We start from the raw sequence: 13,061 nt of genomic DNA, 5'->3' as shown, positions 1-13,061 counted from the left end.
GCTCAATAACAAATTTGCTGCTTGATTGTCCTCCGCACCGCATATACATTATGCTGGTGCGGTTAATTTTTTTACAGGCTGAGAACAATGGATAAAAAAATCACAGTGCGTTGCCATGAAGGAACAATCATGGAGATTGCACCCGCAAGCGGACTGAACATGGCCCAAACCCTTTTCCTGAACGGAGCCTTTCAGGGAGTTCCGCTCTGTTCCGGCATGGGACGTTGCGGGCTGTGCAAGGTGCGTTTTGAATCAACTCCCCCTCAGCCGCGCAAGGAAGAACTGCTGAAATTATCCGTCTCGGAAATAGAATCAGGCTGGCGGCTTTCCTGCCTGCACCCTGCCACACCGGCAAAAATATTCCTGCCCGAACCGGAACGGGTGGTTCCGCGGGTGTCAGACAAATTTTCATCAAAACTGCCCGAAAATCTGGCCCTTGCCGTGGATCTGGGCACGACCGGACTGCATTGGGCCTTTACCCTTAATGGCGAAATTATCAAATCAGGCCAGGAACTGAATCCCCAGATCGGGCTTGGCAGCGAAGTAATGTCCCGGCTGGCTTTTGCCGCTAAGCCGGAGCAGCGCAAGATACTATCCGAACTGGTCACGGAACGGCTCAAAGCAATTATATCTGAAACCGGCCCGATAAATAAACTTGTGATCTCCGGCAACCCTTCCATGACTACGATTCTCGCACAGGAAAACGTGGAGGGATTGAGCCGAGCACCCTACTCCCTGCCCGGCAAAGGCGGAGAATTAGTAAAGCTTGACGCAAAGCTTCCCGAAGCGTACATCCCGCCACATCTGGCCCCGTTTGTTGGTGCGGATATAACAGCGGGTATTGTGGCCCTGAATTTTTCTGAACCAGAAGCACAGCCTCCGTACCTTTTCGCCGACCTGGGAACTAACGGGGAATTCGTACTCTGCCTTTCCGAGGACGAATACATTGTCTGCTCTGTGCCCATGGGTCCGGCCCTTGAAGGGGTAGGCATGAGTAATGGACGCACTGCCGGACCGGGAGCGGTTTCCGGCTTCAACCTGAATCCGCTGGGGCTTGCGCCATCGGTGATAAAAACTGAAAATTCGAGACAGAACCAAACCTCAAGACCGGGAATTACCGGAACCGGGTACCTGTCTCTCTGCGGCCTGCTGCTTAAATCCGGTGTGCTGAACCGTGAAGGACAATTCGGCCCCGGCAATACGCCCTTCGCCGCAAAACTGGCAAGCAGGCTGAAAGAAATAAATGGAACTCCCGTGCTTGATCTGGGATATGAAGGACTGGTCCTGCCGGCTCAGGACGTGGAAGAAATCCTGAAAGTCAAGGCGGCTTTCAATCTGGCCATGTCCGCCCTGCTGGCTGAAGCCGGACTTGCGCCATCCGACCTCAAAGAACTGATTCTGGGCGGGGCCATGGGCCAGCATGTAAATATTAATGATCTGGTAGCAACCGGATTCATCCCTGCGCAAAACGCTACTATAACACGCGCCGCAGGCAACACATCCCTGACGGGATCTATAATTTTAACGCACAATCAAGAAGCAAGGGATTTCGCCGCCGGACTACCCGCTCGTTCCAAAGTTCTGGAACTGGCCGGAAGCAGTGACTTCGGACAGAAATACCTTGAGAGGATGATTTTCAAATATGTCTATTAAAGTAAGTTCACTTTTCCCACTGCCGACCAAGGATGTATCCAAGGAATTGGATAAATACATAAAAATTTTGCAAAAAACAGTTCCCCTGAAGAGCAAACACAGCACGGAACTGAAATATGCCATCCGCGATCTTTCGCGCGACCTGACCGGGGAACGTTCCAACCTGTCCAACGACTACATGGGCGATCCACGAAGCCTGAATGCCTACCTGCGTTACTTTCTGCCGTGGAACCTGTACCGTATGGCACGTCTGTTTCAGGGACTGGATATCAATCTGCCTGATAACGGCATCGTCGTCGATCTCGGCGCCGGGCCGCTCACCGTGGCTCAGGCCCTGTGGATTGCAAGACCGGATCTGCGCGAAAAAAAACTGACTTTCATCAACGTGGACCGCACCCCTAAACCCATGCGCGAAGGCAGCAGGCTTTTCACAGAAATGGCCGGGGAAAAATCACCATGGCGCATGGTCAACGTCAAAGGCGGATCAACCTCCAAGCTGCGCGAGAAAGCACACCTGCTGGTTACCGCCAACATGGTCAACGAAGCTTCTGCCGGAACACGTATTCCGCTTCCGGTCTGGGCGGAAAAATTCTGTCTGTCCATGGTCCACAAACTGGCCCCGGAAGGCAGAATCCTGATCATTGAACCGGGCATCCGCCGTTCAGGGCGAGTCATTTCCGTAATCCGTCAGGAATTTGTGCAAGCTGGTTTCCCCATTCTTGGACCCTGTACCCATGAAGAAGAATGTCCCATGAACGGCGAAAAAGGCAAGGCATGGTGTCATTTCAATTTTGACTCAGACCACGCCCCGGCATGGTTGCAGAAACTCTCAGCCGAGTGCCGTCTTGAAAAGGACAACGTAAGCCTTAGCTTCCTCTATGTAGGGCTGCGCAAGGAAGAAACCGAGCGCCCGCGTGAAGGTGAAATGCTTATCCGTGCGGTATCAGAATCCTTCAGGCTTGATGAAGGAGGATTCGGCCAGTACGGTTGCGCAGCCGAAGGACAGATCCTGCTTTCTGCCCAAGGTGGAGCAAAAACTTTGTATCCCGGAGGACTTATCGGGATGCCCATTCCTGAAGAGGAAAAACGGGATGAAAAATCCGGTGCTCTGATCGTCCCCCTGCCCATACGGGAAAGCGATAAGCGTAAAAAGAAATAAGAATGCCTCCGGCGGCCCTTTCGGGGAACCCTCCGGAGGCTTAAACCCTTTTGAAAAAGGGTTTAAGAATCCCAAAACTTTTTAGTAGGGCCTCGCCTTCTCTCAATTCAAGATCTGTCTTCGTGCGCCAAGAGCGACCCAGAAGAAAACGTCTTTGAAAGAGAGTGGAAATGAGGTCTGGGACAAAATCTTTTCAATAAAAAACGCAGTAGCGAATCGTATCAAAATGGAATTTATAGATCTTGGATTAATCCCCCACGGGGAAGCTGAAAAAATCCAGCTGGCACGGCTGAATCAGGTCATGGAAGGGACTGCAGGTGATGCCCTTTATCTTTTGGAGCATCCGCCGGTGGTTACACTGGGCAGGCAGGGCGGATTGGAAAACCTGCTCATCAGCGAAGAAGCCCTCAAGCAGATGGGGGCAGAAGTGGTCCCGACCACGCGGGGCGGCAACATAACCTGCCATTACCCCGGACAGTTGGTGGTCTACCCTGTCATGCGTATTGAAAAAAGACGCGGCGGCATCAAGAAATTCTTCCATGACATGGAAGAGACTGCGATACGTACAGCGGCCCGGTTCGGCGTGGAAGCAGCCAGAAGCGAAGGCAGGCCCGGAGTATGGGTCGGCCCCGGCAAGCTCTGCTCCATAGGCATCGGGGTAAAGAAATGGATTACCTACCACGGCTTGTCATTCAATGTTTCAAGTGACATGAAACTTTTCGACGCCATCACCCTCTGCGGGCTGCACGGCGCACATCCTACCTCCCTTTCAAGAGAGGCGGGCAAAGAAATTTCTACCGAGGAAGTAAAAGATGTCTTCAGAGAAGAGTTCGGAAAAATATTTACGGATACCGCCGTGGCTGCGGGTTAAGCTACCTACAGGAAGGACCTTTAACAACACCAGCAAAATGTTGGAAGACCTGAACCTGAACACGGTCTGCCAGAGTGCCAAATGCCCCAACTGCTGGGACTGCTTTTCGCGCAAGGTGGCGACCTTCCTGATCATGGGCAGCAACTGCACACGCAACTGTGCTTTCTGCAACATCGCTCCCGGCCGGATTGATCCCCTTGATGCGGACGAACCGCGCCGAGTTTCAGAAGCAGTCAAACGGCTGGAACTGAAATATGCGGTAGTAACCTCCGTAACCCGTGACGACCTGTCCGATGGTGGAGCCGCCCATTTTGCGGAAACCATCGAGCGCATCCGTGCCGAACACCCAGAATGCAAAGTGGAAGTGCTGATTCCGGATTTCAAAGGCAATCTGGATGCATTGAAAACAGTCATCGCAGCCAAACCGGACGTAATCAACCATAACGTTGAAACCCCGCCCGCGCTTTACCCGGAAATCCGTCCACAGGCTGATTACAGGCAAAGCCTTGAGCTGATCGAAAGGGTCAAACAACTCAGCGACATACACGCCAAATCAGGCCTTATGGTAGGACTTGGAGAAACGGATGATCAGGTCTATCAAGTAATCAACGACCTTGCCGCAATTAATTGCGACATAATCACCATCGGGCAATACATGCGTCCTTCCAAGGCGCACCCGGCAGTGAAACGCTACGTTGAACCGTCAGTTTTTGACAAGTACGCCGAATACGGTCAAAAAATAAGTGTACCGCACATGTTCTGTGCGCCGCTTGTACGCAGTTCGTTCAATGCTGCCGAGGCCTTTGACAAGCTCTAGCGAAACTATATTTGAAATAACTACTAAAAACGGAACTTTCATTACGAAAGTTCCGTTTTTTTATTCTGTTAGCGCAAAGATTATAAGCTGCCGTTTTATCCAACAACCCTTCTTACGTATTATAAATATCGGCAGAACTGTAACATATTTTGTTATTGCCTTTACAAGAAAAAACAAAAAGCGATATTATTAAATTAAGATTAAGATATGGTTAAAAACATATAAAAAGTTCTGGTGAATTATGGTCCCTAAAATTCTATTTGTTGACGATGATCAAAACATACTGGACAGCTTTAAAGCCATAATGCACGGCCTGCGTAAAGAGTGGAAAAGCAAGTTTGCCTCCACCGGACAGGAAGCTCTGGACATGGTCGGCAAAACTAAATTTGATATAGTTATCAGCGACATGAAAATGCCGGATATGGACGGCAACGAGCTTTTCAAAAGAATTGATAAAATTCAACCAGATACAATCAGGATAATGCTCTCCGGTCATTCAGAGATGCAATCACTTCTGAAGTCCGCGAAACACATCCACCAATTCCTGAGCAAACCATGCAACACAGATGTCCTGATCGAAACTATCCGCCGAATGATGGGAATGCGACATATTCTGGTGGATAAAGGAGTCAGGGAGATCATTACTGGTCTGGTTACTCTTCCGGCTCTCCCGGATTTGTATATTAAAATAACCAGCGAACTTAACAGTCCGGAACCGGACCTGCAGAAAATAGGGGAACTTGCAAAGCAGGACCCCGGCATATCCACGACTCTTTTGAAAGTGGTTAACTCCTCCTTTTTCGGTTTCTACGGCTCTGTTTGCTGTCCGTCCCGGGCAACAGTGCTGCTGGGATCTGACGTATTAAAGGGCCTGATTCTGGGAGTCCATCTTCTTCAGGAACTTGATACGGACATCCTTGGCCCCTATTCAATAGAGAAACTATGGGAACACTGCCTGCAGACAGGCTACTGTGCCAAAAAAATATGTAAGCAGATGAATGAAAGCGACAAAATCGCGACTATCTGTTTCGTATCCGGTATACTCCACGACATAGGTAAATTTGTATTCATCACCGAGATGAACAAAAAATACCGGGAAGTACTGGAGGGAGTTCGGGAATTCGGAGGTCCGGTCATAGATGTGGAAAAAAAGATTCTCGGGGTAAGCCATGCGGAGGTTGGAGCTTACCTGCTGGGCCTGTGGGGTTTCAGCGAAGAAATTGTAAATACAGTATACTATCACCATTCTCTTGAAAACTGCGGAGATGGGTTTCAGCCGATCTATGCTGTCCACGCCGCAGATGTACTGCAACATGAGATTACTCCACATGCTTCAGACTATAAATTTTCAGAACTTAATATAGATAAGCTGGATGCAGCCGGAGTTTTAACATACATTAATGATTGGAGGGAAGCGTGCGACACCCTGCTGGAGAGCCAGAATGAAGAAAAGTAGAATTCTTTTTGTAGACGACGAACAGAACATACTGGACACATACAGAGCATTACTGCGCAAACGTTTTAAAGTAGAAACCGCACTCGGCCCGGAAGAAGGTTTGAAAATGCTCAAAACCTCCGAACCGTATGCTATTGTTGTTTCAGACCTTAAAATGCCGAAAATGGATGGAATTACCTTTCTCAGCAAAGTAAAACAGCTTTCACCGGACACAGTACGGGTCATGCTCACCGGGCATGCTGACCTTGAGGCGGCTATATCAGCTGTCAACGAAGGTTCTGTTTTCCGCTTTCTGACCAAACCCAGCGCTATTGAAGAAATGATCCGTACCCTTGAGGCTGCAATGAAACAGTATTCCCTTATAATAGCCGAGCGGGAACTCCTGCGCGGAACATTACGGGGAAGCGTAAAAGTCCTTACGGACATTCTGGGGCTGGTCAACCCGGAGGCATTCGGGCGCAGTGAAAGGGTTCGCCGTCTTGCCGGTTACATTGGCCAAAACCTGAACCTGAAACAAACACTTTATCTGGATCTTGCGGCCATGCTGGGGCAGTTGGGATGCGTAACCCTGCCGGACACAATTCTCCAAAAAGTCTTTACAGGGGAAGAACTTACGGCAGAAGAACGCCAGATCTATGATCTGCACCCGGCGGTGACTGCGGGTATACTTTCACAAATTCCACGCATGGAAACAGTTTCAGAAATAATCCAACACCAGAATGACAGGCTGGTTGATAACCCTACCATGCCGGTGGAATCAAAGGTATTAAAAGCCTGTCTCGATTATGACACCCTGACCCAACAGACCATGAACAAAATGGATACCATCGCCATCATGCGAGGCAGAGAAGGTGTCTACGATTCCAAGGTGCTGGATGTCCTTGAAAAAGGAACCGCCGGGGAAGACGGTTACGTACGCCGCGAGATTGAACTGGAATCCCTCAAACCGGGCATGATTCTGGATGAAGGACTTTGGAGCGAAGACGAAGTCCATCTGGTAGCCGAAGGCACAGAAATAACCAAAACAGCCATAACCAGAATCAATAACTTCAATCGGTCCAAAAAACTGTCGCCCAGAATAAGGGTGCTGGTCCCGTTAAAATATGTTGACTGATCCAGTACCGATAAAGAGGAAAGTCACTTGTTAAAAAGTAATAAAGCAATACCGACATCCCTTGGTCTGATATTTATTTTCGTTATATCAATTGTCTGGATTAACTACAGTTCGCAGATGAAATTGCGGGAAGCATCGCTTAAGCACATCAGCGAATTCTCTAAACGGGAAGCTGATTCATTCAGCCATTTCTTTTCCGAAAGAAAAAATGACCTCCTTGAAATATCGTCCAGCAACGAACTTTTAAATTACTTTGAAAACAAAGCCATGGGCATGTCCGGAGCAGGCGGGACGCAGGCCAATATCATACAAATCTCCAAACTTTTCAAACGCAGAGAAGAAATCAAACAAATTGAATCTATTCCGTTATACTCACGCATAGCATTTGTTACTGAATCTGGAAAAATTCTCGCTGATAACAACGGCCCGGTTTTCAAAGACGAAAGCTGTTTGATAAAAATACCAGAAAATCTTCAGCCCGGAGAAGTCCGTATTCTATTCAAAAGCAAGGATGGTGAAAAACATTTCATTCTGGTAACTCCTTATACATTCAGAAACAAACAAATCGGAACCATTATGGCATGCTTGAATTCCAAGGCAGTGATGCCCTTCATGTCGCTGGCAGAACCCAAAAACTTCCATGGCCTGATTTACCTGATTCACGATAGGCAGATATTTTCACCATTATATGATATCCCCCATGCAATTTCCCAAAAAATAGCTGAGGGCTGGCCGCCACAATCCAACAAAATATACAAGTTGTCTCTGCAACTTTCTGATGAGGAAGGGAAAACCAACAATCTGATTATTCGGTCACAAATAAAAGGGACTCCATTCTATTTATTGACAGTAACTCTCGAAAAAGAACTATTAGGGGCTGTTTCTCCACTCAATCTACTTATATTCATACTCCTGCTGGCCTTACTGCTTCTAGGTGGAGGTCTTTTCGTTATTAGAACCAATTCGCGCAACCTTGACCTTAACATCATGGTGTATGAATCTGCAAAACAGGCACAAAAGATAAAATTGCAAAACAATCAGCTGATAAATGAAATTGAAGCACGCAGCCGCGCTGAAAAAGCCCTCATGCAGATCAATGACGAGCTGGAAACAAGAGTGCAGCAGAGAACGACTGACCTGAAAGAACGCACGGAGGCCTTAACCCGCGAAGTACAGGTACGGCATAAAGCAGAAGAAGCCATGAGGATGATCTTCAACAACACTCACGACTCCATATTCATCCACGACACAAAAGGACGGATACAGGATGTGAATGACACTATGCTTGAAACATATCAAGTTGATATGAGATCAGCCATCCAGATGTCCTTCAAAGATGATTTTTCAGCTCCGAGCATGGATCTGGATATTCTGGACACCCAATGGCAGCTGACTACAGGTGGAAAGGAAGTTGTTTTTGACTGGACAACCAGACGCCCCGGTGACGGTCAGGAATTTGATGTGGAAGTGGCCTTAAACCGAATAGAACTGGACGGAAAAATTGTTATTCTGGCGAATGTTCATGATATTTCGGAACAGAAAAAAATACTCATCCAACAGGCGGAGCATCAGGAATTTCTTGGAACCATATTTGAAGGCATCGGTGCGGCGGTATTCGTTTTCGACCCCACAAAAGGCCTCATGGTTGATTGTAACTGCGTAGGTGAAAAGCTTCTGGGCCTGAGCCGTAATGCTATCCTCGATGGTACCTGCCAGAGCAAGTTCACCTTTACCTCAAACAGAGAAAAGGACCTGCTTTGCCCCAACTGGCACGAACAGGGTTCTTACGAAGAAGGTCTCCTGACCATGCAGGATGGATCCACACTTCCTGTATCACGCCATCTATTTGAAATTCATATCGGAGGCATGACCCATCTGGTACAGGTTGTGTTTGACATTACGGAACGCAAACACCTTGAAAGAAAGCTGAGCATAGCGCAGAAACTGGAATCAATCGGCCTGCTGGCCTCCGGGATTGCCCATGAAATAAACACTCCCATCCAGTATGTCGGCGACAGCATTCGCTTTGTTAAAGAAGCATACAGCGACATAACGGAACTCATTGAAATATATGAAAAGTATATAAACGAAAAATCTGCAGATGGACGAAAGGAAATTCTTGAAGAAATTGAAGAGCACAAAGAAGATATCGACCTTGAATTCATAGGAGCTGAATCCATCAAGGCCTGTGACCGGGCTCTTGAAGGAGTTAAACGAGTGGCTACAATTGTTCTGGCCATGAAAAACTTTTCCCACTCCGGAGAAGAAAAAGCCAAAGCTGTAGACATCAACAAAGCTATCAAGAATACCATTGAAGTTTCCCGCAACGAATGGAAATATGCCGCAGATCTTGAAACCGACCTTGAACCGGAACTGCCTTATGTTTACTGCCTGCCCGGAGCTATTAATCAAGTGCTGCTGAACGTAATTGTAAACGCAGCCCACGCCATCGCCGAACACACGCATAAAAACGAAAAAGGCACAATCTCCGTTAGCACGCAACTTGAACCGCCTTTCGCAAAAATAATCATTAAAGATACCGGCTGCGGAATTTCAAAAGAAAACATGAATAAAATATTCGATCCATTCTTTACCACCAAGGAGGTGGGCAAAGGAACAGGTCAGGGATTGGCTATAGTCCACGACATCATTATCGAAAAACACGGCGGAACCATCGACATTGAATCGGAAGAAGGACAAGGAACAACTTTCATTATCAAGCTGCCCATTGGAGGCAATTCCAAAACAGATTCATGAAATCTGCGCTGAAACAGGTAAGCCCTTACAAGACAGTTGTAATATAAAATTTGAATACCCACAGAAAGTCCTCCCCCGAATCAGATTCGGGGGAGGCAATCAATCGACGGCGCGAACCGGGAAAAGTGCTACTTGCCGGTCCTGAAAGTAAGGGAAAATGCGTACCAGACACGATGGGTATCATCGAGACGCTTTTCATATTTACCAATAATAATCTGGCGCCCGGCTGGTCCGATCTTTACATTTACAGGTTTTGAATTTTTAAGATTGACCAGTTCAGGATGCTCAACCGTGCGGTCGGATGTTGTGGAGATGCGGGCACCGGCTGCGGGCATGGGCTTGCCTTCATAGAACATCATAACCGGAAGGAGATCTCCTTCTTTAAGCTTGCTTGGATCTTTGAGGGGTACTATTTCAGCGCGCTGTCCGATGGGTTTCGACATCTCTGGTTTCCACTCGAGAATTGTTTTTGAAAGCTTGTAGGAACGGCCTTCATCAAGAATTTTTCCGCAAACCTGTCTTGGAAATTCAAAATTCTGCCATCCACCCTCTTCCGTGTGATACCAGTACTTGTTGTCAAACTCGACAGTCAGCATTGTGTATGCGTCATCGAGCCATGCATAGGCAGCCCCCTTGTTGTAAACAGGCTCCAAGGCTGTTTTCCAATTATTTTCATTTATACCGGTCATAGCTGTAATACGGCTTATGGGATAAGAGTCCGTTGAACCGGGATGCCCGTACATGAGATGGGCCTTGCGACCTTTTTTCTCCAGCCACATGTCGTGGGCAGAGCAAACTGAGGTAAATGCCAGGACAAATGCCATTGCTAGAACAATTTTTTTCATTAACATTCTCCTTATTGATTATGAAAATGATTTTCATTTTTATTAAAAAGAGAAATACAAATTCAAAAATCAAATGTCAACAACAATTAAATATCTATGGGTACCCTTGACCTTTCCTATTTATTGTTGCAGAGATTTGCCGGGGTCGGTTTGGTTTTTTATTAATTTTTTTACTATAAATTGAGAACAAAATCTGCCTGAATCCCGTTTATGCCACGTGATTCCGTGCCGATCAGAGGATTACGATGCGCCCCATCTTCATATCAATTCTGCTCTTGATCAGCCTGACAGCAGGCACTTCCTGCGTAGCCGCAGCAAAGGATGCCTCCCCGAAAATAACACCTCAAAACCAGCCTGTGGTTGCCGGATACATTGAAAATGTTTCCATCAAAATATGGGACCGTGAAACCCCCATCACCATGGAAGCCAAAATGGATACCGGGGCGGACAGTTCTTCACTGCATGCCACTGATATTGTCATCAATAAAAACAACAAAAAGGTTTCTTTTACCCTCACGGACCAGCACGGCAAAACCCAGCGTATAACCTGCCCCTATGCCCGTATAGTCCGTATCAAAAAACGGCCTTACGGCTACCAGCGCAGGCCTGTTATACCGGTTCAGCTCCAGATCGGACCCCAAAAATTAGAAGCCCTTGTCAACCTGACCGACCGGACCAATTTTTCATACAAAATGCTCATCGGTAGAAAAGAATTACGTCATGGCATTCTTATTGACTCTTCACGCCACCACCGACTCAGCACTTCAGACCAATAATAAATTACAGTAGTTATAAAAACCGGTTTATTCCGGGAGTCTTGTCATGAATTCCATTCAGCTAAAAATACTTGTAGCCATACTCCTCTGCGTAGGGCTTGGCATATTCAGTTATAAAGCCTTTGTGCTCGGATTCCCCCTAACGGCGGAAGAGCAGACTGAAATATGGAACGTGGAAGCCCATGTTTCTTTTGAAGCCACGGGCAGTCCGGTCAAAGTCAGTCTGCAAACCCTGAACCGCCTGCCGAAATTCATTGTCACCGACGAATATTACATCGGTGACGACTACGGTTTGCTGCATGTACTGCAGTCCGCAGACGGTACAACACAGCAGAACCGTAACTCAGATAATATCGTCGCAATCTGGTCCAGACGTTCTGCCAAAGGCAAACAGGACCTGTTCTATTCCGCCCGCCTGAGGCCGGAACAGGGCAACAAAGAAAAAAGCTGGGTTCATCCCACAGAAATCCCCAGACTGCGAGACCCGCAATTTACTGAAGCGGAACAGGTTGCCGCCAACTCGCTGATCACTGAGGTGGGAAGTGAATCAGCAGACATAGAAACTTTTGTCCCCCAACTCATGAACCGGCTTATGTCGCCGTCACAAAATCAGGATGCAGCATACCTGCTGCGAGACAACAAGAATACATTGGGGGCGGTGAACATGGCTGTTCGCCTGCTGCACTTTTCCGGAATTCCGGCCCAGTCCGTACACGGCATAACCCTTACCACCTCAAACAACGCGATAATCAAACACTGGTTGGAGCTTTACCACAACGAAACATGGCACATGTTTGACGTGACCAAAGGAACTTTCGGCACCCCGGTGAACTTTGTAACATGGTGGCGCGGCAACGCTCCTCTGGCAACAGTAAGCGGAGGAAACAACCTGAATGTTACCCTTTCAGTTGTTCCGGCAACAGTCAGCTCACTGGGAAATGTGGTTGACCGTCTTGCCGTCACCGCACCGACTATACTGGAATTTTCCCTGTTCAACCTTCCGGTGCAGGCACAGGCAACATACCGGGTCATTCTGCTGATTCCCATCGGCGTACTGCTGCTGGTCTTTCTACGCAACGTGATCGGCATCACCACCTTCGGTACATTCATGCCAGTACTTATCGCCCTGTCTTTCCGCGAAACTCAGCTGCTCTGGGGGCTGTGTCTTTTTTCCATTGTCATCATCCTCGGGCTGGCAGTGCGCTTATATCTGGAACACCTGAAACTGCTGCTGGTCCCCCGCCTGGCCTGTGTGCTGATCGTTGTTGTGCTGCTCATGGCCGGAATCAGTATCATCAGTTTCAAACTGGGTTTTCCTCGCGGAGTCTCGGTCAGCCTGTTTCCCATGGTAATTTTAAGCATGACCATTGAACGTATCTCCATCATGTGGGATGAACTCGGGGCATGGAAAGCAATCCAGCAATGTATCGGCTCAATGGCTGTGGCTGTGCTGGCCTACATCGCCATGAGCAACCTGTTTATCGAGCACCTTATTTTCGTATTCCCTGAACTGTTTCTAGTACTGCTAGGCTTGACTCTGATGATCGGGCGCTATACAGGATTCCGGCTGCTCGACCTGATCCGTTTCCGGGCTTTCCTCAAGGAGGGGTAAA

Annotated in this window: 10 protein-coding genes; 9 read left to right on the top strand and 1 reads right to left on the bottom strand. The window is 47.9% G+C overall.

The window, feature by feature from the left end; translation table 11 throughout:
* Nucleotides 1-87 precede the first annotated feature (87 nt).
* The 7 genes from ACKU41_RS16790 to ACKU41_RS16760 all read left to right on the top strand — a co-directional run bounded on the left by ACKU41_RS16790 (nucleotide 88) and on the right by ACKU41_RS16760 (nucleotide 9,827).
* Entirely contained in the window at nucleotides 88-1,653 is a 1,566-nt protein-coding gene (locus ACKU41_RS16790; RefSeq protein WP_321402400.1) for an ASKHA domain-containing protein, read from the top strand.
* On the top strand, nucleotides 1,643-2,812 hold the full coding sequence (locus ACKU41_RS16785) for a small ribosomal subunit Rsm22 family protein (protein WP_321402397.1): 1,170 nt from the start codon (nucleotides 1,643-1,645) through the stop codon (nucleotides 2,810-2,812). Before ACKU41_RS16790 ends, ACKU41_RS16785 begins: the two co-directional genes overlap by 11 nt.
* Before the next feature lie 226 nt (nucleotides 2,813-3,038).
* Nucleotides 3,039-3,683 (top strand): lipoyl(octanoyl) transferase LipB, encoded by a 645-nt coding sequence (lipB, locus tag ACKU41_RS16780; RefSeq protein ID WP_319778687.1) that lies wholly within the window; start codon nucleotides 3,039-3,041, stop codon nucleotides 3,681-3,683.
* Nucleotides 3,625-4,500, top strand: coding sequence for a lipoyl synthase (gene lipA, locus ACKU41_RS16775; protein ID WP_321402395.1), 876 nt, complete (start codon nucleotides 3,625-3,627; stop codon nucleotides 4,498-4,500). Before lipB ends, lipA begins: the two co-directional genes overlap by 59 nt.
* 241 nt (nucleotides 4,501-4,741) lie before the next feature.
* Nucleotides 4,742-5,956, top strand: coding sequence for a response regulator (locus ACKU41_RS16770; RefSeq protein WP_321402394.1), 1,215 nt, complete (start codon nucleotides 4,742-4,744; stop codon nucleotides 5,954-5,956).
* On the top strand, nucleotides 5,943-7,070 hold the full coding sequence (locus tag ACKU41_RS16765) for an HD domain-containing phosphohydrolase (protein ID WP_319778684.1): 1,128 nt from the start codon (nucleotides 5,943-5,945) through the stop codon (nucleotides 7,068-7,070). The genes ACKU41_RS16770 and ACKU41_RS16765 overlap by 14 nt, the downstream gene beginning before the upstream one ends.
* A gap of 27 nt (nucleotides 7,071-7,097) precedes the next feature.
* On the top strand, nucleotides 7,098-9,827 hold the full coding sequence (locus ACKU41_RS16760) for an ATP-binding protein (RefSeq protein WP_321402391.1): 2,730 nt from the start codon (nucleotides 7,098-7,100) through the stop codon (nucleotides 9,825-9,827).
* A gap of 128 nt (nucleotides 9,828-9,955) precedes the next feature.
* Here the strand turns inward: ACKU41_RS16760 and ACKU41_RS16755 are convergent, their stop codons facing one another.
* Nucleotides 9,956-10,672, bottom strand: a complete 717-nt coding sequence (locus ACKU41_RS16755; protein ID WP_319778682.1) for a DUF4198 domain-containing protein — start codon at nucleotides 10,670-10,672, stop codon at nucleotides 9,956-9,958.
* Nucleotides 10,673-10,917: 245 nt separating this feature from the next.
* Between ACKU41_RS16755 and ACKU41_RS16750 the strand changes: the two genes are divergently transcribed.
* Both ACKU41_RS16750 and ACKU41_RS16745 read left to right on the top strand, forming a co-directional pair.
* Entirely contained in the window at nucleotides 10,918-11,448 is a 531-nt protein-coding gene (locus ACKU41_RS16750) for a RimK/LysX family protein (protein ID WP_319778681.1), read from the top strand.
* A 46-nt stretch (nucleotides 11,449-11,494) separates the two neighbouring features.
* Entirely contained in the window at nucleotides 11,495-13,060 is a 1,566-nt protein-coding gene (locus ACKU41_RS16745; RefSeq protein ID WP_319778680.1) for an inactive transglutaminase family protein, read from the top strand.
* Nucleotide 13,061 lies beyond the last annotated feature (1 nt).

The organism is Maridesulfovibrio sp., from assembly GCF_963678865.1.
Taxonomy (GTDB): Bacteria; Desulfobacterota; Desulfovibrionia; order Desulfovibrionales; family Desulfovibrionaceae; genus Maridesulfovibrio.
This window is presented reverse-complemented; position numbering and strand designations above follow the sequence as displayed.